17 protein-coding genes are annotated in these 22,622 nt (G+C 66.7%); 4 read left to right on the forward strand and 13 right to left on the reverse strand.

Annotation, left to right across the window (positions count from 1 at the left end; translation table 11 throughout):
• The first annotated feature begins 181 nt into the window (after positions 1-181).
• Positions 182-2,296 (forward strand): penicillin-binding protein 1A, encoded by a 2,115-nt coding sequence (locus VGV41_RS14615; RefSeq protein WP_326864596.1) that lies wholly within the window; start codon positions 182-184, stop codon positions 2,294-2,296.
• Here VGV41_RS14615 and VGV41_RS14620 read toward each other — a convergent pair.
• The 5 genes from VGV41_RS14620 to VGV41_RS14640 all read right to left on the reverse strand — a co-directional run bounded on the left by VGV41_RS14620 (position 2,293) and on the right by VGV41_RS14640 (position 7,503).
• The gene (locus VGV41_RS14620) at positions 2,293-3,489 is read right to left on the reverse strand and encodes a multidrug effflux MFS transporter (protein WP_326864597.1); all 1,197 of its coding nucleotides are present in this window, start codon (positions 3,487-3,489) and stop codon (positions 2,293-2,295) included. The genes VGV41_RS14615 and VGV41_RS14620 overlap by 4 nt on opposite strands.
• Positions 3,490-3,539: 50 nt before the next feature.
• The gene (locus VGV41_RS14625; protein WP_326864598.1) at positions 3,540-4,301 is read right to left on the reverse strand and encodes a SprT family zinc-dependent metalloprotease; all 762 of its coding nucleotides are present in this window, start codon (positions 4,299-4,301) and stop codon (positions 3,540-3,542) included.
• Between the two features lie 58 nt (positions 4,302-4,359).
• A complete protein-coding gene (locus VGV41_RS14630; RefSeq protein ID WP_326864766.1) occupies positions 4,360-5,691 on the reverse strand; it encodes a polyhydroxyalkanoate depolymerase in 1,332 nt (443 codons plus the stop codon).
• A 164-nt stretch (positions 5,692-5,855) separates the two neighbouring features.
• Positions 5,856-6,656, reverse strand: a complete 801-nt coding sequence (locus VGV41_RS14635) for an ABC transporter permease (RefSeq protein WP_326864599.1) — start codon at positions 6,654-6,656, stop codon at positions 5,856-5,858.
• 85 nt (positions 6,657-6,741) lie between these two features.
• Positions 6,742-7,503, reverse strand: coding sequence for an ABC transporter ATP-binding protein (locus tag VGV41_RS14640; protein ID WP_326864600.1), 762 nt, complete (start codon positions 7,501-7,503; stop codon positions 6,742-6,744).
• 132 nt (positions 7,504-7,635) lie between these two features.
• Between VGV41_RS14640 and VGV41_RS14645 the strand changes: the two genes are divergently transcribed.
• Entirely contained in the window at positions 7,636-8,949 is a 1,314-nt protein-coding gene (locus tag VGV41_RS14645) for an ActS/PrrB/RegB family redox-sensitive histidine kinase (protein WP_326864601.1), read from the forward strand.
• Between the two features lie 130 nt (positions 8,950-9,079).
• Positions 9,080-9,652 carry an ActR/PrrA/RegA family redox response regulator transcription factor gene (locus VGV41_RS14650; protein WP_326864602.1) on the forward strand — a complete coding sequence of 191 codons (573 nt, stop codon included), beginning with the start codon at positions 9,080-9,082 and terminating at the stop codon, positions 9,650-9,652.
• Here VGV41_RS14650 and VGV41_RS14655 read toward each other — a convergent pair whose 3' ends face one another.
• Positions 9,653-10,132 carry an MmcB family DNA repair protein gene (locus tag VGV41_RS14655; RefSeq protein ID WP_326864603.1) on the reverse strand — a complete coding sequence of 160 codons (480 nt, stop codon included), beginning with the start codon at positions 10,130-10,132 and terminating at the stop codon, positions 9,653-9,655. It lies immediately after the preceding gene.
• The gene (mtnA, locus tag VGV41_RS14660; RefSeq protein WP_326864604.1) at positions 10,129-11,223 is read right to left on the reverse strand and encodes an S-methyl-5-thioribose-1-phosphate isomerase; all 1,095 of its coding nucleotides are present in this window, start codon (positions 11,221-11,223) and stop codon (positions 10,129-10,131) included. Before mtnA ends, VGV41_RS14655 begins: the two co-directional genes overlap by 4 nt.
• Positions 11,224-11,312: 89 nt before the next feature.
• On the opposite strand from mtnA, the gene VGV41_RS14665 reads away from it, so the two are divergent.
• The gene (locus VGV41_RS14665) at positions 11,313-12,158 is read left to right on the forward strand and encodes an alpha/beta hydrolase (protein ID WP_326864605.1); all 846 of its coding nucleotides are present in this window, start codon (positions 11,313-11,315) and stop codon (positions 12,156-12,158) included.
• 3 nt (positions 12,159-12,161) lie between these two features.
• Here VGV41_RS14665 and VGV41_RS14670 read toward each other — a convergent pair whose 3' ends face one another.
• The 6 genes from VGV41_RS14670 to VGV41_RS14695 all read right to left on the reverse strand — a co-directional run bounded on the left by VGV41_RS14670 (position 12,162) and on the right by VGV41_RS14695 (position 22,540).
• Positions 12,162-12,941 carry a sulfite exporter TauE/SafE family protein gene (locus VGV41_RS14670; RefSeq protein ID WP_326864606.1) on the reverse strand — a complete coding sequence of 260 codons (780 nt, stop codon included), beginning with the start codon at positions 12,939-12,941 and terminating at the stop codon, positions 12,162-12,164.
• Positions 12,942-12,960: 19 nt separating this feature from the next.
• Entirely contained in the window at positions 12,961-14,178 is a 1,218-nt protein-coding gene (locus VGV41_RS14675) for an acyl-CoA dehydrogenase (RefSeq protein ID WP_414705119.1), read from the reverse strand.
• 837 nt (positions 14,179-15,015) lie between these two features.
• The gene (locus VGV41_RS14680; protein WP_326864607.1) at positions 15,016-16,440 is read right to left on the reverse strand and encodes an MFS transporter; all 1,425 of its coding nucleotides are present in this window, start codon (positions 16,438-16,440) and stop codon (positions 15,016-15,018) included.
• A gap of 229 nt (positions 16,441-16,669) precedes the next feature.
• Positions 16,670-18,073, reverse strand: coding sequence for a dihydrolipoyl dehydrogenase (gene lpdA, locus VGV41_RS14685; RefSeq protein WP_326864608.1), 1,404 nt, complete (start codon positions 18,071-18,073; stop codon positions 16,670-16,672).
• 157 nt (positions 18,074-18,230) lie between these two features.
• Positions 18,231-19,457, reverse strand: a complete 1,227-nt coding sequence (odhB, locus tag VGV41_RS14690; RefSeq protein ID WP_326864609.1) for a 2-oxoglutarate dehydrogenase complex dihydrolipoyllysine-residue succinyltransferase — start codon at positions 19,455-19,457, stop codon at positions 18,231-18,233.
• A 125-nt stretch (positions 19,458-19,582) separates the two neighbouring features.
• Complete coding sequence (locus VGV41_RS14695) at positions 19,583-22,540, reverse strand: 2-oxoglutarate dehydrogenase E1 component (protein ID WP_326864610.1); 2,958 nt, start codon at positions 22,538-22,540, stop codon at positions 19,583-19,585.
• Positions 22,541-22,622: the final 82 nt, after the last annotated feature.

Genomic DNA, 22,622 nt, shown 5'->3' on the forward strand with positions numbered 1-22,622 from the left:
ATGCGTCGGGCTTTTTTGGGCCTGTGCAGCCGTCGGCCCCCCCGGCGCAGGCCTAACGAAGCCTTAATGCGCTCGCTTCCGCCTGCGCGCGGCCAGCGCAGGTAAGACGCCCTTAAACCGCTGCCCGTAGCGTCATCACCGGGAGCGGCGGCGCGTGCGGCAGCCGCCGGGTGACAGGGTCATGGCGTCGGGACGGGGACATTCAGGTCCGCGGCGGGAGCCGGTATTCGATTCCCCGGCGCCGCGCGTGAGCGCCGGCGAGCGGCCCGCAGGCGGCGGCGGCAAGCGGCCGCGGCGGCGCAAGCGCGGCAAGGCCGTCAAGCGGCATCGGCGCCCGCTGCTCGTGCGGCTTGGCTATTGGGCGCTAGTGCTGGGGCTGTGGGTCGGCATCGCCGGCGTCGGCACGGTCGCCTGGGTCGGTGCGCATCTGCCGCCGATCCAGTCGCTGGAGATCCCGAAACGCCCCCCGACCATCGACATCGTCGACGATCAGGGCCATGCGCTGGCGCGGCGCGGCGACCTCGCCGGTCCGCCGGTCGCGCTCAAGGATATGCCGCCTTACGTGCCGCAGGCCTTCGTCGCCATCGAGGACCGGCGCTTCTACCACCATTTCGGCGTCGATCCGCTCGGCATCGGCCGCGCCTTCATCGCCAACGTCCTGCATCGCGGCGTGGCGCAGGGCGGCTCGACCATCACGCAGCAACTGGCCAAGAACCTGTTCCTGACCCAGGAGCGCACGATCACGCGCAAGCTGCAGGAGGTGTTGCTGGCGCTGTGGCTGGAGCGAAAATTCTCGAAGACGCAGATCCTCGAGCTCTATCTCAACCGCGTCTATTTCGGCTCCGGCGCCTACGGCATCGAGGAAGCGTCCGAGCGTTATTTCGGCAAATCGGCGCGGCAACTGACATTGGCGGAAGCGGCGATGCTGGCCGGGCTCGTCAAGTCGCCGTCGCGGCTGGCGCCGACCCGCAACTTCAGGGAAGCGGAGAAGCGGGCGAAGATCGTTCTCGCCGACATGGCCGGGCTGCATTTCATCTCGCCGGCGAGCGAGCGGCTGGCGCTGGCGCAGCCGCCGCACATCGCCCACAACGCGAACGGCGGCTCGGTCAACTATGTCGCCGACTGGGTGATGGACGCGCTCGACGATATCCTCGGCCACGTCGACGAGGACATCGTGGTGCGGACGTCGATCGACGCCGGCATGCAGGCGAGCGCCGAACAGGCCGTCGCCCAGGAGCTCGCGGCCAAGGGTGGCAAGGTCAATGTCTCGCAAGGCGCGCTCGTTGCGATGACGCCGGACGGCGCGGTGCGCGCACTGATCGGCGGACGCAATTACACCGAGAGCCAATACAACCGCGCCATCGCCGCGCGCCGGCAGCCGGGCTCATCGTTCAAGCCGTTCGTCTATCTCACCGCGATGGAAAGCGGCTTGACGCCGGATACGATCCGCGAGGACCGGCCGATCGACGTGCACGGCTGGCGGCCGGACAATTACGGCCACGAATATTTCGGCGCCGTGCCGCTGTGGAAGGCGCTGGCGTTCTCGCTTAACTCGGTCTCGGTGCGACTGACGCTGGAGATGACACCGGCCGCGGTCGTGCGCACGGCGCATCGGCTCGGCATCGCTTCCAAGCTCGAGCCGAACGCATCGATCGCGCTCGGCACGTCGGAGGTGTCGCCGCTGGAGTTGGTCGGCGCCTACGTGCCCTTCGCCAATGGCGGCTATGCCATCGTGCCGCACGTGATCGACCGCATCGCGACGCGCAACGGCAAAGTACTGTACGAATTCCCGCACGCCCAGCTTGGACGCATCATCGACGCGCGCTACGTCGCGATGATGAACTTCATGATGGAACAGACACTCGCCGTCGGCACCGCGCGGCATGCGTCGCTGCCGGGCTGGACCGCAGCCGGCAAGACCGGCACGTCGCAGGACTTCCGCGACGCCTGGTTCCTCGGCTACACGCCCTATCTCGTCACCGGCGTCTGGCTCGGCAATGACGACGGCACGCCGACCAAGCACGTCACAGGTGGCAGCCTGCCGGTCGACATCTGGAGCCGCTTCATGCGCGACGCGCACAAGGGCGTTCCGGTCGCCGCGCTGCCGACCAATTGGAACGGCGGTGGCCTGATCTCGAGCCTGTTCGGCAATACCAGCTCGGGCTCAACCGCGCCATCGAACGGCGGCGGCGCGCCACCGCGCCCGCCGGGATCGATTCAGACCAGCAGCAATGCGCCCGCACGCAGCGGCGGCATGGACAACTGGTTGCTCGATAACTTGTTCGGCCGACGCTAGAACTTTGCCACGGCGCGGCGCACGCCGCGCGTGAGCAGCCACAGCAGCAGCGTCGCGCATCCCATCAGCGCCATCGCTGCGGCGAGCGGCCATGCGTTGCGCCCCAACAGCCAGGCGACCAGCGCGCCGCACACGGCCGCCGCCGTCTGCTGCACGAAACCGAACAGCGATGACGCCGCGCCGGCGCGCTCGGGAAATGGCGTCATTGCGCCGGCGATCGACTGCGGCAGCACCATGCCCAGTCCGGCAAGGAACATCGCGACCGGCAGCACCAGCGACAGCGACGATGTGAACCCGAGCGCCACCGACAACGACATGAGCAAGCCGCCGATCGCCAGCATCGCGCTGCCGAGCCCCGCGACGCGGTCGAGGCCAAGGCGGGCGACCACGCGCGCCGCAATTGTGGTGCCAACCATGTAGCCGACCGCGCCGATCGCGAACACGACGCCGAACACGAAGGGCGTGAGGCCGTAGAGGTTTTGCAGCACGAAGGACGCGCCGGAGAGCCAGGCAAACAGGCCGGCATAACTGAACGAGCCGAGGCCGAGATAAGCGAGATAGACGCGGCTGGAGAGCACGATACGGTAGGACCGCAGCATCGAGACCGGCGCGCCGTTCATCGTCGGCTTGGCGAGAGTCTCGGGCAGCAGAGTCCATGTGATCGTCATGGCGATGGCACCCGCGGCGACCAGCACGACAAAGATCGCCTGCCAGCCGAAGACGGTCTGCAGCGCGCCGCCGGCGATCGGCGCCAGCACCGGCGCCAGCGCCATCACCGAGCCGATCAGCGACAACTCGCGGCCGGCGCGCACCCCGGAATAGAGATCACGCACGATGGCGCGTGTGAGCACCACCGCGCCGGAGCCGCCGAGCGCCTGCGCGGCGCGCGCGGCGATCAGCATCTCGATCGAGGTGGACAAAGTGCAGGCGAGCGACGCGGCGCAGAACAGCCCGACCGCCGCGAGCAGCACCGGCTTGCGGCCATAGCGGTCGGACACGGGGCCGTAGACGATCTGCCCGACGGCGAAGCCGATGAGGAAGGCCGACAGAGTGAGTTGCACCTGCGGCGTGGAGGCGTGGAACTCGTGCGCGATGTCCGGCAGCGACGGCAGATACATGTCCGTCGACAGCGGCCAGACCGCTGTGAGGGCCGCGAGCAGAGCGGTGAGAGCGAAAGTGCCAGGACGCAGCATTGCAAATTCCGCAGAGGGCCGTACTGCCTAGCGGAAGTCGCGTCTGAAGGCTAGTTCGACGTCTCTTCGGCGCCGTAGCGATGCAATTCGCTGCCGTGCGCGTCGAGCCAGGCCTTGGCGCGGCCGACGTCGGGATTGATCTTCTCCACGAGCCGCCAGAACCGGCGCGAGTGGTTCATCTCGACCAGATGCGCCGCCTCATGCGCGGCGAGATAATCCAGCACGAAGGACGGCGCCAGAATCAGCCGCCAGGAATACGACAGCACGCCGGTGGTCGAGCACGAGCCCCAGCGGCTCGACTGGTCGCGGATGGAGACGCGCGCGAGGCTGACGCCGAGTGCCGCCGCGGCGGCACGGCTGGCGCGCTCGAGCTCCTTTTTCGCCTCGCGCTTGAGGTAGTCGCGCACGCGGCGGGACACGTGCGGCGCCTCGCCGGCGACGCAGAGAAGCTGGGCGCCGTCGTCGCCGCATTCGACCCACACCGTGCCGCGCGACCCCCGCCGGTGCTCGATGCGGTGATCGATGCCGCGCAGCGGCACCATCTCGCCATGAGCGAAAGGCTGCGGCCGCGGCAGCCGCTTCAGCCGCGCCGCGATCCAGGCCCCCTGCTTCTGCGCGAAGACATTGGCCTCGCGCAGGCTGCCGCGCAGCGGCATCGACAGCACGACCTCGCGCGTGACGGCATGGATGCGCAGCGTATAACGCCGCGCCTGCGCGTGCCGGCGCACGCGCACCTCATAGACCGCGTCGTCGAAAGCGACGGTGAGGGACGCAGGTTGGGGCGGCCGACGGTTGAGAAAAGCGCGCAGCATGGGCAAGGGTGACCGATTCGGTCGCGGCCCGCTCATTGTCGCGCGCGGGAGCGCGCGGTCAATGGCCGTTGGAGCGTCGGCCGCCCTTGCCGGCGCCATTGTTCGACAGCACGAAGTCGGCGATGCGCGGAGCGATCTCGGCGCGGAAGCGCGATCCGTTGAACACGCCGTAATGGCCGACGTTCGGCTGCATGTAGTGCACGCGCTTGTCATCGGGGATGTTGACGCAGATGCGGTGTGCCGCCTCGGTCTGGCCGACGGCGGAGATGTCGTCGTGCTCGCCCTCGACCGTCATCAACGCGGTGCGCGTGATCGCGGCCGGCTCGATGCGGCGGGCGCGATGCGTCATCTCGCCTTTCGGCAGCGCATGGCGGACGAAGACGGTGTCGACCGTCTGCAGGTAGAACTCGGCCGACAAATCCATGACCGCGAGGTACTCATCGTAGAATTCGCGATGCTTCTGCGCCGAGTCGCCGTCGCCCTTGACCAGGTGCAGGAAGAGATTGCGATGCGCCTCGATGTGGCGGTCGAGGTTCATGCTCATGAAACCGTGCAGCTGCAGGAAGCCCGGATAGACGTCGCGCATGAAGCCCGGATGCGGGAACGGCACCTTGGTGATGACGTTGCTGCGGAACCAGTCCATGCCGCGATCGACCGCGAGCGTGTTCACCGCCGTCGGATTGATGCGTGTGTCGATCGGACCGCCCATCAGCACCATCGAGTTCGGCGCGTAGGGGTCCTTGTCCGCCTCCATCACCGCGACGGCCGCGAGCACCGGCACCGACGGCTGGCAAACCGCGATCACATGCGTCTCGCCGCCAAGCACATGAAGGATGGAGATGAGATAGTCGATGTAGTCGTCGAGATCGAAGCGGCCTTCGGCGAGCGGCACCGTGCGCGCATTGCGCCAGTCGGTGATGTAGACCTCGTGATTGGGCAGGAAGGCTTCGACCGTGCCGCGCAGCAGCGTGGCGTAGTGGCCGGACATCGGCGCCACGATGAGCACCTTCGGCTGCGGCCGGCGCGGGGCGCGCACGAACGCACGCTCGAAGTGCAAGAGCCGGCAAAACGGCCGTTCCCAGACGGTCTTGACGTCGATCGGAATGCGCTCCCCGCCGACGACGGTATCGTCGATCATCCAGTCGGGACGGCCGTAACGGCGCGTCGAACGCTCGAACAATTCCATCGCCGCGGCGACGGACTTGCCATAGACCGTGTGCGTGAGCGGATTGGCCGGGTTTTTATAATAGAGCCGCGTGACGTCGGCCAAGGCGCGCGCCGGTGACAGCGCGGCATGACCCATCTCGTAGAGCCAATACATCGGCGTCGACAGCAGGATGCCGCTTTCACCGGGCAGCGTTGCCGCGGCCTCGAATTCCCCAATCGCCATCGTGTCCGGCCCCGACCCCTGCTGCAGTGCAGCAGACTGTCGTTTTTTCGTCATACCGTCAATAATGGAGATAAGTCCTTCGCGTTCGGTTTACAGCCCTGCATTTCGCGCACAATCACGTGAAAAGCCCAACTTTTCAGCAGCTTGCGGGCGGCGCTTGCGGCCTATTCGCCCATTTGCAGCAGCGAACCCTGGTCACGGGCGCTCCTGAGCAAGAGCAAAAAGGCTGTTGATGCAGCCGCGAAGAGAACGAGATTGTACAGAAAAGCCTCGAGCATCAGATCCGCCCGAAAGACGTGGTCGATCAGCAGCGCGCGCATGCCTTCGAAGACGTAGGTCGGCGGCAGCGCCCAAGCGACGTATTGCAGCCAGTGCGGCAGCACCGACACCGGATAATAGACGCAAGTGAGCGGCAGGAAGAGAAACATGATGGTCCAGGCGAGACTCTCCGCGCCCATGCCGTTGCGCAACAGCAGCCCGGAGACGAAGACGCCGATCGACCAACTCGTCAGGATCAAATTGACGAAGAACACCGCGAGCGCAAACCCGAGCGACCACAGATTGAAGCCGAAGAAGCCCATCGCCAGGAACGTCACCGGCACCATACCGATCGACAGCCGCACGATACTCATGATCATCAGCGCGGCGAGGAATTCGGCCGGTCGCAGTGGCGAGATCATGATGTTGCCAAGGTTGCGGGCGTACATCTCCTCGAGAAACGAAATTGAAAATCCGAGCTGACCGCGGAACAGGATGTCCCACAGCAGCACGGCGCCGATGAAGACGCCGCCGGCGCGGGCGAAGAAGCCCGCGTTCTGCGCCACGTACATCTGCAGGAAGCCCCACATCAGCATCTGCACCGTCGGCCAGTAGATGAGGTCGAGAATGCGCGGCCACGACGACCGCAGCAGGTACCAGTAGCGGCGCACCATTGCGCCGATGCGGCTGAGGGAGGCGGAGGTCATGGTGCGAAATCCTGTGTCCCGGATCTGTGCAGCAGCGTTGCGCTTCGCGTCACGCCGCAGCGCGTCCGGGACACGAGCTTCATGCTCATCTCCCCGCCTCCGCCGCGTGGCCGCGGCCGCGCGCGACGTCGAGGAATACCTCCTCCAGCGTATCGCGGCCGTAGCGCGCGAGCAGATGCTCCGGCGCATCGTCGTCCTCGATGCGGCCGCGCTTCATGATGATCACGCGCTCGCACAGGCGCTCCACCTCCAGCATATTGTGCGAGGCGAGCAGCACCGTGGCGCCGACGCTTTTACGGAAATGCTCGAGCCGGCCGCGCACCCAGTCGGCCGTGTCAGGATCGAGCGAGGCGGTCGGCTCGTCGAGCAGCAGCACGTCGGGGCGGTTCAACAGCGCCTTGGCCAACGACACACGCGTCTTCTGCCCGGCCGAGAGCTTGCCGGTCGGGCGGTCGAGCAGATCGACGAGATCGAGATCGGCGGCGATCTCGGCGATACGGCTGTCGATGTCGGCGACGCCGTAAAGCTGCGCAAACACCGACAGGTTCTGCCGCACCGTCAGCCGCATCGGCAGGTCGACATAGGGACTTTCAAAATTCATTCGCTGCAGCACGCGGTAGCGCTCGTCCGGCATGCGGGCGCCGAGCACGCTGACCGTGCCGGAGGTGGGCGTCACCAGGCCCATCAGCATGGCGATGGTGGTGGTCTTGCCGGCGCCATTGCCTCCGAGCAGGCCCGTGATCGAGCCGCGCGGCAGCGAAAATGAAATGCCGTCGACTGCGAGCGCGGTCTTGTAGCGCTTGACGAGACGGTCGACCTGGATGGCGGGAGATGTCTGGACGGTCATCGTGCGGTCCGATCGGGCCATGAGATGTGACCCCGTGCCGCATGGAACGCAAGACCCGGTCTGCGCGGTTTTGTCCTCTCGCGCCCCGGCACGCCGTTTGGTCCGTCCGCTCCGAGCCGATAAAGTGTCGTCATGCCCGCCCTCGATCTCGCCCACAACCATCCGCGCCGCAACGTCCGCCTCGACACGCTCGTGCGGCTGCGCTGGCTGGCGATCGTCGGCCAGACCACGGCCGTGCTCGTCGTCTATTTCGGCCTCGATTTCGACCTGCCGCTCTGGGCCTGCCTTGCGGTGATCGCATTGTCGGCCTGGCTCAACGTCGCGCTGCGGCTGCGCTTCTACATGACGCAGCGGCTGGAGCCCGACCGCGCCGCCTGGCTGCTGGCCTTCGACATCGCCGAGTTGGCGGTGCTCCTGTTCCTCACCGGCGGCCTGCAGAATCCGTTCGCCTTCCTGTTCCTGGCGCCGGTGCTGCTGTCGGCGACGGCGCTGCCGCCACGTTTCACCGTGATCCTCGGCGCCTTCGCCGTCGCCTGCGCGACCGTGCTGGTGTTCGTGCATTACCCGCTGCCGTGGGACGCCGACGATCCGCTGCGCCTGCCGCCGATCTACATGGCCGCGGTATGGCTGGCGATCCTGCTCTCCATCGGCTTCATCGGCGTGTATGCGTGGCAGATCACGGAGGAATCCCGGCAGCTCTCCGACGCGCTCGCCGCCACGGAATTGGTGCTGGCGCGCGAGCAGCATCTCTCGCAACTCGACGGTCTCGCCGCCGCCGCCGCGCACGAGCTCGGTACGCCGCTGTCGACCATCACGGTCATCGCCCGTGAATTGGAAAACGCCATCGCCGCCGACGCGCCGCACGGCGACGACGTGCGGCTTCTGCGCGAGCAGGCGCGCCGCTGCCGCGATATCCTCTCCAAGATCACGCAATTGTCGTCGAGCGGCGAGCCGTTCGACCGCATGCCGCTGTCGGCGCTGATGGAGGAGGTAGTCGCACCCTACCGCAATTTCGGCGTCGCTATCGACGTGCGCATTTCCGGCGACGGCCGTCCGGAGCCGGCCGGAGCGCGCAATCCCGCCGTGCTCTACGGGCTCGGCAATCTCATGGAGAATGCCGTCGACTTCGCGCAGGAGCAGGTCGTGCTCGGCGCGATATGGACGGAGGAGACGCTCGAGATCAGCATCACCGACGACGGCCCGGGCTTTGCGCCCGAGATCATTGCCCGCATCGGCGAGCCTTACGTCACCAGCCGGCCGGGCGTCGAGCAGCAGGACGAGCCGAGCGGCCTCGGGCTGGGCTTTTTCATCGCCAAAACGCTGCTGGAGCGCGCCGGCGCGAGTTTGTCTTTCGAGAACCGTGTGCCGCCCGAACGCGGCGCCGTCGTTTTCGCGCGCTGGAACCGCAGCGATTTCGAGCGCCCGCTGCACCCGGCTGCGGCTTGATACCGCGTGCCGATGGCCCTATTTTTACCGTAAGGATTACGGGGGCTTCTGACGCGACCGGACGTCGCAGGTCGTTAGTGAAACAGCAGCGCGGATGAGGCGTTGCGCAGCGAGCGAGGCGGCAATGACCATGGCCACCGATACAGTCGCCGCGGCGGCACGAAACGAGACGGCTTCGGCCGAGCGCTCGGTGCTGATCGTCGAGGACGATCACTCCTTCCTGCAACGTCTGGGCAAGGCGCTGGAGCAGCGCGGCTTTACCGTGGCGACCGCGGAATCGGTCGCCGAGGGGCTGTCGCGCGTCGAGCAGTCGGCGCCGGCCTTTGCGGTCGTCGACATGCGGCTCGGCGACGGCAGCGGCCTCGACGTGATTTCGGCGCTGAAGCGGCGCCGGCCCGAGGCGCGCGGCATCATCCTCACCGGCTACGGCAACATCGCCACCGCCGTCACCGCGGTGAAGCTCGGCGCCGTCGACTATCTGTCCAAGCCCTGCGACGCCGACGATGTCGTCGCCGCGCTGCTGGCGCAGGACAATGACCGCATCTCGCCGCCGGAAAATCCGATGTCGGCCGACCGCGTGCGCTGGGAGCACATCCAGCGCATCTACGAATTGTGCGGACGCAACGTGTCGGAGACGGCACGCCGCCTCAACATGCACCGCCGCACGCTGCAGCGGATCCTGGCCAAACGCGCGCCGAAGTAATCACTCCATCTCCCCATAAGGCCCGGTCGGGTCGATCAGCGACTGCAGACGCAGCGCCGCAGCGCGGGCGAACGAGAGCATCATCGCCTTGCGCGTCGCCGCCGGCAATTTGTGTTCGGGCGCCTCGCATTTGAATTCGGCGCCAAAGGCGTCGGCGACGATGAGGCCGCAATCGGGCGGGAAGATTTCGCACGGCACGTCGAGCGAGGTGGCGAAGAACAGGCGGTCGCAGTGCGCCCGGTAGTCCGGCCATTTCTGGTCGGCGCGATAATCGGCGATGGACGACTTGATCTCGACGATCCAGACAGTCCCTGCACTATCGAGCGCGACCAGATCGGCGCGGCGCCCGGACGGCAGCGGCAATTCGCTGACCACACTGAAGCCGTGCGCGTGCAGAAGCCGCGCGGTGCCGCGCGCGACCGCGAGCGCGGTCTCCGACTGGCGGCCGTCGATCGGCACGATGAGCGCGGGGCTGCTCACGACGCGCGCTCCGGAAACGCCTTGGCCAAGGCTTCGCGGTTCGCGGCGAGCACGCCGCGCTCGGTGATGAGCCCGGTGACCAGCCGCGCCGGCGTCACGTCGAAGGCGTAGTTGGCGACGGGCGAGCCATCCGGCGTCAGCTGCACCGTCTCGATGCGCCCCGACGCCGTCTTGCCGCTGATGTGCGACACCTCCTCGGCGCCGCGCTGCTCGATCGGAATCTCCATGACGCCGTCGCTCACCGTGAAGTCGATGGTCGGCGACGGCAGCGCGACGTAGAACGGCACGCCGTTATCGCGCGCGGCCAGCGCCTTGAGATAGGTGCCGATCTTGTTGCAGACGTCGCCGTTGGCGGTGGTGCGGTCGGTGCCGACGATGACGAGATCGACCATGCCGTGCTGCATCAGGTGGCCGCCGGTATTGTCCGGGATGACCGTGTGCGGCACGCCGTGATGATTGAGCTCCCAGGCGGTGAGCGCCGCGCCCTGGTTGCGCGGGCGTGTCTCGTCGGCAAAAACGTGGATCGGCAGGCCCTTGTCGTGGGCCATGTAGATCGGCGCCGTCGCCGTGCCCCAGTCGACCGTTGCCAGCCAGCCGGCGTTGCAGTGCGTCAGCACGTTGACGCCCCCGCCGTTTTTTCGTGCGGCAATTTCTTCGATCAACTTCAGCCCGTGGCGGCCGATCGCCTGATTGATGGCGACGTCCTCGTCGGCGATTTCGTTCGCCCGCGCGAGCGCCGCCGCGGCGCGCTCGGCACGCGGACGGTTGCGCAACGCCACCATCATCTCGTCGAGCGCCCACTTCAGGTTGATCGCCGTCGGCCGCGTCGCCAGCAGCAGTGCATAGGCACGCTCCAGCGCCTCGTCGGAGGCGTCCGCGCGCATGGCGAGCCACATGGCGTAGGCGGCGGCGGCGCCGATCAGCGGCGCGCCGCGCACCTGCATGGCGCGGATGGCGTGGGCGGCGTCCTCGACCGTCTTCAGGTGGGCGACGACGAACTCGTGCGGCAGCCGGGTCTGGTCGATGATGCCGCAGCCGGCGCCATCGGCCTCCACCCAGATCGTCCGCATCGGTTTGCCGTCGACTTTCATGGCGCTGATCTAGCCTGTTTTCGCGTTTTTGTCGCCTTGCCTGCCGTGGACCTTTGCCGCACTGTGCGGACGATATTGCGGAGGAATTGATGAGCCTCGACTACGAGACCGAATATAACAACCGCGCCCGCGTGCCGGAGTATGCCGATATCTTCGCCCGCTGGGAGCGCGAAGGCGCCGCCTGGCGCGCCGCCGCGCCCAAGGCCGAGCTCGGCCTGAAATACGGACCGTCGCAGCGGCAGACGCTCGACATCTTCCCGACCGCAGGCGACGGACCGAACACGCCACTGGCGCTGTTCATCCATGGCGGCTGGTGGCGCTCGCTGCATCCCTCGAGCTTCAGCCAGATGGCCAAGGGCCCGAACGCGCACGGCGTCAGCGTCGCCGTCGCCGGCTACGATCTCTGCCCGGCCTGCTCCATCGCGGACATCGTCGGGCAGATGCGCACCGCCTGCCTGACCTTGTGGCGGCGCTATCGCCGGCCGATCACGGTCTACGGCCATTCCGCCGGCGGCCATCTCGCCGCCTGCATGGTGGCGACCGACTGGAAGACCCTCGCGCCCGACGCGCCGGCCGATCTCGTGCCCGCCGCCTACGGCGTTTCCGGCGTATACGATCTGGCGCCGCTGACGCAGATCTCGGTCAACGCGGACCTGAAGCTGACCGAGGAGAGCGCGCACCAGTTGTCGCCGCTCTATTGGGACGTGCCGGCCGGCCGCGTGTTCGACGCCGTCGTCGGCGCCGAGGAGTCGAACGAGTTCCTGCGGCAGAGCAAGATCATCGCCGAAGCATGGCGGCAAGGCATGACGACCACGCGTTACGAAGCGGCGCCGGGCAACCACTTCACCGTGCTCGATCCGCTGAACGATCCGGCGAGCGCGATGACGGCGCGCGTGGTCGAACTGGCGCGCAAGGTGCAGGCGGAAACGCTCTAGCGCTCATCGCGGATCGAACCAGTAGAGCTTGGCGAAGACGACCGTCAGCGCCACGCCGACGACGACGATCATGCCGCGGGCAAAGCGCGGCGGGATGACGCGCGCGACGTAGGCGCCCGCGAGGCCGCCGGCGAGCATGCCGCACATCAGCGCCAGGGTCTGCGGCCACACCACCACGCCCTTGGCGATGAAGATGCCGGAGGCGACCATGGCGTTGAGGCTGGAGACGAAGTTCTTCGCCACGTTGGCCGAGCGATAGTCGCCGCCGGTGGCGATCGAAAACACCGCGAGGATGAGGACGCCGACGCCGGCGCCGAAATAGCCGCCGTAGAACGACACCGGCAGCAGGATCTTCAGGCTCGAGACGTTGAACTTCACCTCGCGCCCCTTGTGCGCGGCGCGCTTGCGGATGTGGTGACCGATGCGGTCGGCCAGCGCGAAGATCACCGTGGCGAAGCCGAGCAGGACCGGCACGATGATCTCGAACACGCGGCCGGGCGTGATCATCAGCACGATGGCGCCGGCGCCGGCGCCGACCACCGAGGCGAACACCAGTTCGACGAAGGCGCGGTTGAACGGCGGCAATTGCGAGCGGTCGGACAGCGCGGCAAGCATGGTCGCCGGCATCAGCGCGACGAGGTTGGAGGCGGCGGCGAATTGCGGCGGCACGCCGGTCGCGATCAGCGCCGGATAGACGATCACCGCCGCGCCGCCGACGATCGAGGCGACCATGCCGGCGAGGACGCCGAGGCCGGCGAGCAGCACGAAGACGTGGATTTCCATCACACTTTTCCGGCGTTTCTCACATGAACGCCTGGATGCCGGTCTGCGCGCGGCCGAGGATCAGCGCGTGGATGTCGTGCGCGCCCTCGTAGGTGTTCACGGTCTCGAGGTTCATGAGCACGCGCATCACGTGATACTCTTCCGAGATGCCGTTGCCGCCGTGCATGTCGCGCGCGACACGGGCGATGTCGAGCGCCTTGCCGCAGTTGTTGCGCTTCATCAGCGAGATCGACGGCGGCGCGGCGCGGCCCTGCTCGAGCATGCGGCCGAGCCGCAACGCGCCGGCCAAGCCCAGCGCGATCTCGGTCTGCATGTCGGCGAGCTTCTTCTGCACCAACTGGTTGGCGGCGAGCGGCCGGCCGAACTGCTTGCGGTCGAGCACGTATTGCCGCGCGCGGTGCCAGCAGAATTCCGCCGCGCCCATGGCGCCCCAGGCGATGCCGTAGCGCGCATTGTTGAGGCAGCCGAACGGACCGGCGAGGCCCTTCGCGTTCGGCAGCAAATTTTCTTCCGGCACGACGCAGTCGCTGAGAACGACCTCGCCGGTGATCGAGGCGCGCAAGGAAAGCTTGCCTTCGATCTTCGGCGTGTCGAAGCCTTTCATGCCGCGCTCGACGATGAAGCCGCGGATGACGCCGTCGAGCTTCGCCCAGATGACGCCGACATCGGCGACCGGCGCGTTCGAGATCCAGGTCTTGGCGCCGTTGAGCTTGTAGCCGCCCGCGACCTTCTCGGCGCGGGTGACCATCGAGCCCGGATCGGAGCCGTGGTCCGGCTCGGTAAGGCCGAAGCAGCCGATCATCTCGCCGGTGGCGAGCTTGGGCAGATACTTCATGCGCTGCGCTTCGGTGCCGTAGGCGTAGATCGGATACATCACCAGCGACGACTGCACCGACATCGCCGAGCGATAGCCGCTGTCGACGCGCTCGATCTCGCGCGCGATCAGGCCGTAGGCGACGTAGCCGAGACCCGCGCCGCCGTATTCCTCCGGAATGGTCGGACCGAGCAGGCCGAGCTTGCCCATCTCGCGCATCAGGTCCGGGTCGTATGTCTCGTCGCGGAAGGCGGCCATGACGCGCGGCATCAGATAGTCCTGCGCGAAGCCGCGCGCGGTGTCGCGCACCATGCGCTCGTCTTCGGTGAGTTCGAACTCGATGCCGAGCGGATCCTCCCACTGGAAGTCCTTGTCCTTGAGCATCGGCGGCTTGGCGCCGCGCTTCTCGGCCGTCTGCGACATGGCAGTCTCCTCGCTACTGGCTTATGCGTGATTATAGACGCTGGCGGGCGCGAGCAAGAGAGCGGGTTTGCGAGTTCCGTCTCGGGAGCGAACCGCGCACCCTGTCAATCCTCCGTTCGTCCCCGCGAAAGCGGGGACCCAGTTGTGAGTCGGCGCTGGATTCCCGCTTTCGCGGGAATGAACGGTGTTGGTGGATGCACCATCCCGCCATGGCATGAGTCATCGCCCGTATTCTTGGTGTCGGCCCCGGGCAGGCCCTCGTCCCCTTCCTCACCACGCTCCCCAACCAGGGGAGCGGAGCGCCGGGAAACGCGGAGCGCTTGCGATCGCGCTCCTGAGCGGCCCGGCGAGGGCCGCCCGAGACACCGTGCGAAGGCGTCTCCTTCCTCCTTGCGATCGGAGAAAGGCGCCTCCCGGCGCTCCACATGCGGCGTCTTGAAAACCCCTTGGACCGCGCTTCCGGGCAGCGACAGGGCCCGTGTTCAAGCCCCCGATCCGGAGCAGTGGCCGCCGCTCCTTCGTCGCCACCGCGTGCAGCCCATCGCTCCGTAGAGCTGCGGGCAGCCGGTCGTAATGCCGGCGGACGGCTGGCCAGGGCCTCCCGAGTGCGCAGGGTGCGTACCCTCCGCCCGCGGGCGCCGCATCGACCGATGCGGGTTTCCCCGCCTCGACCCGATGAGCGCGAAAGGCCGCATCTCCGGCCTCCCGTCCCACCGCTGCTCCACCCTCACAGCGCCCCATGACGGCGCCCCTGGCGAGCAGGACGGAAGGAGTTTAGGCATATCGGCCTAGTAGGTCAATAGTCCGTGGAAAAGAATTTGTGCTGTGGCGGCGCGGTTACCAGGAGCCGCTGTGCTCCGGCACCTGGGCGACCATCGGCAGGCTTGCCAGGACCAATGCGGCTTCCAGGGCGAAGAGCACCGCTTGCGTGTGGCCTGCGTCATGAGAACCGGCAAGGATTGCGGTGTCTATCGTGACAGTGGCGATTGTGCCGATTTGCATGCTCATCGTCCGAAGTGCGGCAAGAGTCGATGCGTTCTTGGGCGACAGTTGCAGCCCCGCGTTGCGACTGGCCGGGTTGTTCATGCCGCGTCCCACGCCAATGAGAAACGTGGAAGCCGTCAGCCACACAAACGCCGTGACACCGGCGATCGGGCTTACGGCGAGCAGCAGCGTGCCGGCGGCCATGACGGCACCGCCTGCATACAGGGGCGTCCTGTAACCGGTGCGCCGCAGGGCGAAGGTGGAAACGGTCGACAATACGATCGCGGCGACGCCTTGCGCGACGAGCAACGCACTGGAGTCCAGCGCGCTGATCCCATAGCGGTTGATCGCGTATAGCGGCACCAGCGCAATCACAGCCGAGGAGACGCCGCCGTAGACTGCATTCAGCAGATTCACGGCCCCGAAACCTGGTCCGGTGATCAGACGCGGTTCAATGAATGGGTTGGCCGAGCGATTGATGTGGCGAAAGAACATCCATAGCGCGAGGACCGCGACAGCCAACACGATCGCGACCAACGGCCACCACGCATCGGTCGCCGCCTCGCCCAGATAGCTGATGGCAAGCATGCCGAAAAGCAGGCCGCTGCCAAGGAGCGCTATGCCCGTTGCATCCAGCCTCTGACGGGTTCCCTCCGGCCGAGGCCGATCGGCCGGCACGTAGCGCCATGCGAGCGCAGCAACCGTCAAGCCGATCGGCACGTTGACCAGAAAGATGCCGCGCCAGGACCCGTAGGTCACAAACAGCCCACCGAATACGGGGCCGATCATCGCGCCAATCGAGAAGATGCTTCCAAACAAGCCGACCGCACGATCCCGCGCGGAGCCGAAGTTGTCGACAATGATCTTGGTTGCCGCGGGCGTGAAGCCCGCGCCGCCGGCCGCCTGTAGCGCGCGCATGGCAATCAGCAGATAAATATTGTCGACCATCCCGCAGCATAAAGACGCGATGGTGAAGGCAATAATCGACCCGAGGAACACCTTCCGGCAGCCATACAACTCGCTCAGTCTTCCGCTCACCGGCAGCGACACGACAAATCCGAGCGAGTATGCCGTGATGGTCCACCCGGCCCAGCCGATCGACGTGTGCAGGCCGGTTCGCAAGGCATGCAACGCCGTCGCGACGATCGTCGTGTCGATCGACATCATCAGCAACGCGAGCGCGACGATCGTAAAGACCAGACCGCGGTGAACGGGGCGGCTTTTTACGCGAGGGCCTGAAAGGTCGTCAGCGGCGCAGGAATCTTGCTCGACACTCATGGGCGCCTCATACCAGTCTGTTGCGGGCCGGTGTGCCATAGATTCATGCGGGACCGGCATGGCTGGCCCGCGCGGGCGCGGATGCGGTTTTATCCCTCCCCTGAAAGGGGAGGGTGGCTCCGCGCGCAGCGCGGAGACGGGTGGGGTTACGTCGCAATTGAGAATGCCCCCACCCGGCGCGCAAACGCGCGCCACCCTCCCCCGCAAGCGGGGGAGGGATAAGAAGCGCTCACATATGGATGGCGCGCTTGTCGACGGCGAGCGCGGCTTCCTTGACCGCCTCGGGCAGCGTCGGATGCGCGTGGCAGGTGCGGGCGATGTCCTCGGCCGAGGCGCCGAACTCCATCGCCACGCAGGCTTCGGCGATCATGTTGCCGGCGTCGGAGCCGACGATGTGCACGCCGAGCACGCGGTCGGTCTTCGCATCGGCGAGGATTTTGACGAAGCCATCGGTCTGCTGGTTGGCCTTGGCGCGGCCGTTGGCGGTGAACGGAAACTTGCCGACGTTGTAGGCGACATTCGCCGCCTTCAATTCTTCCTCGGTTTTGCCGACCGAAGCGATCTCCGGCATCGTGTAGACGACCGCCGGGATGACGTCGTAGTTCACGTGCCCCGCCTGGCCGACGAGGATCTCGGCGACCGCGATGCCTTCGTCTTCGGCCTTGTGCGCCAGCATCGGTCCGGCGATGACGTCGCCGATCGCCCAGATGCCCGGCACGCTGGTCGCGTAATAATGATCGACGGCAACGCGGCCGCGCTCGTCCATCGTCACGCCGAGTTCCTTCAGCCCGAGCCCATCGGTGTAGGGCACGCGGCCGGTCGAGACGAGCACGACGTCGGCCTCGATCGTCTCGGCCTTGCCCTCGCCTTTCGCCGGCTCGACGGACGCCTTCAAGGTCTTGCCGGACGTGTCGACGCCGGTGACCTTGGACGACAATTTGAAGGTCATGCCCTGCTTCTCGAACAGGCGCTGCACAGCTTTGCGCACCTCGCCGTCCATTCCGGGCAGAATGCCATCCATGAACTCGACGACGGTGACCTTGGCGCCGAGACGGCGCCACACCGAGCCGAGCTCGAGGCCGATGACGCCGGCGCCGATGACGAGCAGATGCTTCGGCACCTCCGGCAGCGTCAGCGTGCCGGTCGAGGAGACGATGCGCTTCTCGTCGATGTCGATGCCCTTGAGCTTGGCGACGTCGGAGCCGGTGGCGATGACGATCGACTTGGTCTCCAGCGTCTGTTTCTTGCCGTCGGTGCCGGTGACCTCGACCTTGCCCGGCGCCGCGATGCGGCCGGCGCCGATGAAGGCGTCGACCTTGTTCTTCTTGAGCAGGAAGTCGACGCCCTTGGTGTTGCCGTCGACCGCCTGGTCCTTGAACACGAGCATCTGCTTGAGATCGAGCTTCGGCGCCGGCACGCCGATGCCCATCTTGCTGAACGAATGTCCCGCCTCCTCGAACAATTCGGACGCGTGCAGCAGCGCCTTCGACGGGATGCAGCCGATGTTGAGGCAGGTGCCGCCGAAGGTGGCGCGCTTCTCGACCACCGCGGTCTTGAGGCCGAGCTGCGTCGCGCGGATGGCGCAGACATAGCCGCCGGGGCCGGTGCCGATGACGATGAGATCGTAGGACATAACGAAAAAGCTCCGCTTGCTTATCCCTCCCCCCGCAAGGGGGAGGGCGGCGAGCCGCGAAAGCGGCGAGCGGGTGGGGGTCGCCAAAGTTGAGAGAAGACCCCACCCCGCCTCGCTCCGCGAGGCGACCCTCCCCTTTCAGGGGAGGGATTAAAAATCAAAGATCCAGCACCAGCCGTGCCGGGTCCTCGAGGCACTCCTTGACGCGCACGAGGAAGGTGACCGCCTGCTGGCCGTCGACGATGCGGTGGTCGTAGGAGAGCGCGAGATACATCATCGGCCGCACCTCGATCTTGCCGCCGACGACCATCGGCCGCTCCTGGATCTTGTGCATGCCGAGGATGCCCGACTGCGGCGCGTTCAGGATCGGGGTCGACATCAGCGAACCGTAGACGCCGCCATTGGTGATGGTGAAGGTGCCGCCCTGCATCTCGTCGATCTTGAGCGAGCCGTCGCGCGCGCGGCGGCCCAGGTCGGTGATCGTCTTCTCGATCTCGGCGAGCGACTTGGCTTCGGCGTCGCGCACCACCGGCACGACGAGGCCGCGCTCGGTGCCGACGGCGATGCCGATGTGATAGTAGTTCTTGTAGACGAGGTCGGTGCCGTCGATCTCGGCGTTGACCGCGGGGATCTCCTTCAGCGCCTGGATGCAGGCGCGCGTGAAGAAGCCCATGAAGCCGAGCTTCACGCCGTGCTTCTTCTCGAACAGCTCCTTGTACTGATTGCGCATATGCATGACCGCGGTCATGTCGACCTCGTTGAAGGTCGTCAGCATGGCGGCGGTGTTCTGCGCGTCCTTGAGGCGCCGCGCGATGGTCTGGCGCAGGCGCGTCATGTGCACGCGCTCCTCGCGCGCGGCATCGTCGGCCGGCGACGGCGCGCGCATCTGCACCGGCGCCGAGACCTGCGTCGGCGCCGAGGCGGCGCGCTCGATGGCGTTGAGCATGTCGCCCTTGGTCACCTGGCCGCGCACGCCACTGCCCTCGACCTTGCCGGCATCGACGCCCGATTCGGCGGCCAGCTTCTTGACCGACGGCGGCAGCGGCATCGTCGACGTAACTGCGGGCGCAGCGGCAGCCGCGCCCTTTGGCGCTTCGGCCGGCTTGGCGGCGGCGGGCGCGGCAGCCTTGGCCGGCGCGGCGGCGGCGCCGCCTTCGGTGATCGAACCGAGCAGCGCGCCGACAGCAACGGTGGCGCCGTCCTTGGCCGCGATGTCGCCGAGCACGCCGGCGGCGGGCGCCGGCACTTCCAGCGTCACCTTGTCGGTCTCGAGCTCGACCAAGGGCTCGTCGACGGCGACCGGGTCGCCCGGCTTCTTGAACCATTTGCCGACGGTCGCTTCGGTGACCGATTCGCCGAGGGTGGGGACGCGGATGTCAGCCATTGTTTCTCTCTTGTCTCGTCATCGTCTTCGTCATGGCCGGGGCTTGTCCCGGCCATCTCGCTGAGGCGGGCACCGTGCCTCGATAAGCGGGGTGGCCGGCGCAGGGCCGGCCACGACAGATCAAATTAGCCCAGCGCCTCTTCGAGGAACTGCCTCAACTGCGCCAGGTGCTTCGACATCTGGCCGACCGCAGTCGAGGCGGAGGCCGGACGGCCGGCATAGCGCGCTTGCCTGTGCTTGGCGTTGATGTTGTTCAGCACCCACTGCAGGAACACGTCGACGAAGAACCAGGCGCCCATGTTGCGCGGCTCTTCCTGGCACCAGACGATCTCGGCCTGCTTGAAGCGCGACAGCTCCGCCACCAGCGCCTTGGTCGGGAACGGATAGAGCTGCTCGATGCGCAGGATGTAGATGTCGTCGATGCCACGCTTCTCGCGCTCCTCGTAGAGGTCGTAATAGACCTTGCCGGTGCAGAGCACGACGCGGCGGATCTTGTCGTCGGCGACGAGCTTGATCTTCTCGCCCTTGAGATACTGCGCATCGTCCCACAACAGGCGATGGAACGAGGTGCCGGTCGTCATCTCGTCGAGCCGCGACACCGCGCGCTTGTGGCGCAGCAGCGACTTGGGCGTCATCAGGATGAGCGGCTTGCGGATCTCGCGCTTGAGCTGCCGGCGCAGGATGTGAAAGTAATTCGCCGGCGTCGTGCAGTTGGCGACCTGCATGTTGTCCTCGGCGCACATCTGCAAAAAGCGCTCGAGGCGCGCGGAGGAATGCTCCGGCCCCTGCCCTTCGTAGCCGTGCGGCAACAGGCAGACGAGGCCGGACATGCGCAGCCATTTGCGCTCGCCGGCGGAGATGAACTGGTCGAACACGACCTGCGCGCCATTGGCGAAGTCGCCGAACTGCGCTTCCCACAGGGTCAGCGTCTTCGGCTCGGCGGTCGAGTAGCCGTATTCGAAGCCAAGGACGGCTTCCTCCGACAAACTCGAATTGAGAACCTCGAAACGCGCCTGGCCTTCGCCCAGGTGATTGAACGAGGTGTGGCGCTCTTCGGTTTCCTGATCGAACAGCACCGAGTGGCGCTGCGAGAAGGTGCCGCGTTCACTGTCCTGGCCGGACAGGCGCACGGGCGTGCCTTCCTTCAGCAGCGTGGAGAAAGCGAGCGCCTCGCCGGTCGCCCAGTCGATGCCCACGCCGGTCTCGATCGACTTGGCGCGGTGATCGAGGAAGCGCTGCACCGTCTTGTGCACGTTGAAGCCGTCCGGCACCGTGGTGATCGCCTTGCCGATCTCCTTGAGCACCTTCTCGTCGACGCCGGTGTTGCCGCGGCGCGGATCGTCGACGTCGTGCGCGGCTTTCAGCCCCGCCCAGCGGCCGTCGAGCCAGTCGGCCTTGTTCGGCTTGTAGCCCTGGCCCGCCTCGTGCTCGGCGTCGAGGCGCGTGCGCCAGTCGGCCTTCATCTTCTCGACTTCGCCCTCGGTGACGACGCCCTCGCCGATCAGCTTCTTGGAATAGATCTCCAAAGTCGACGGATGCGAGCGGATGTTCTTGTACATCAGCGGCTGGGTGAACGAGGGCTCGTCGCCCTCGTTGTGGCCGAAGCGCCGGTAGCACCACATGTCGATGACGACCGGCTGCTGGAACTTCATCCGGTACTCGGTCGCCACCTTGGCGGCGAAGGTCACCGCTTCCGGATCGTCGCCGTTCACGTGGAAGATCAGCGCGTCGATCATCTTCGCGACGTCGGACGGATAGGGCGACGAACGCGAGTAGCGCGGATAGGTGGTGAAGCCGATCTGGTTGTTGACGATGAAATGGATCGAGCCGCCGGTGCGGTAGCCCTTCAGGCCGGAGAGGCCGAAGCATTCCGCGACCACACCCTGGCCGGCGAAAGCGGCGTCGCCGTGCATCAGCAGCGGCAGCACCGCGGTGCGGTCTTCCGGCGGGCAGTTGTGCTGGTCCTGCTTGGCGCGGACCTTGCCGAGCGTCACCGGGTCGACGATCTCGAGATGCGACGGGTTCGGCGTCAGCGACAGATGCACCTTGTTGCCGTCGAACTCGCGGTCCGACGAGGCGCCGAGGTGATACTTCACATCGCCCGAGCCTTCGACATCTTCCGGCGTCGCCGAGCCGCCCTTGAACTCATGGAACAGCACGCGGTGCGGCTTGCCCATGACCTGCGTGAGGACGTTGAGGCGGCCGCGATGCGGCATGCCGATGCAGATTTCCTTCACGCCGAGATTGCCGCCGCGCTTGATGATCTGCTCGAGCGCCGGGATCAGCGCCTCGGCGCCGTCGAGGCCGAAGCGCTTGGTGCCGGTGTATTTGACGTCGAGGAATTTCTCGAAGCCTTCCGCTTCGACCAGCTTGTTGAGGATCGCGCGCTTGCCCTCGCGGGTGAACTGGATCTCCTTGTCGCGGCCCTCGATGCGCTCCTGAATCCACGCCTTCTGCGCGGCATTGGAGATGTGCATGAACTCGATGCCGACGGTCTGGCAGTAGGTGCGCCGCAGGATCGAGACGATCTCGCGCATCGACGCGAATTCGATGCCGAGCACCTTGTCGAGGAAGATCTTGCGGTCCATGTCGGCTTCGCCGAAGCCGTAGGACGAAGGCTCGAGCTCCTCCTCGTTCGGCTCGGCCTGGATGGCGAGCGGATCGAGCTTGGCGTGGAAGTGGCCGCGGATGCGGTAGGCGCGGATGAGCATCAGCGCGTGGATCGAATCGCGCGTCGCCTGCATCACGTCGGCGTTCGACAGTTCGACGCCCTTGGCCTGCGCCTTGCCGGCGATCTTCTCGCCGATCTTCTTCTCGGTCTCGGCCCAGTTGCCGTCGAGCGCGGCGACGAGATCGTCGTTCGGGCGCACCGGCCAGTTCGGCTTCTTCCAGGAGGCGCCCTCGGCGCTCTTCACCACCGCGGCGCGGTCGTCTTTCAGGCTCTGGAAGAAATCGCGCCACTCGGCATCGACCGCGGAGGGGTCTTTTTCGTAGCGGGCGTAGAGGTCTTCGATGTAGGCGGCGTTGCCGCCGTAGAGGAAGGAAGTGCGGGCGAAGGCAGCGTTGGCGTCCTGTCGGGACATGCGGTCAGTTCCTTGGCGCGGCGGGGTCCAAAATGCGCGCGGGCGCCGGACCGGGCTCCTGGCAGACTCGGTCGGCGCGATG

The sequence above is a fragment of the Pseudolabrys sp. genome, assembly GCF_035943735.1.
GTDB lineage: Bacteria > Pseudomonadota > Alphaproteobacteria > Rhizobiales > Xanthobacteraceae > Pseudolabrys.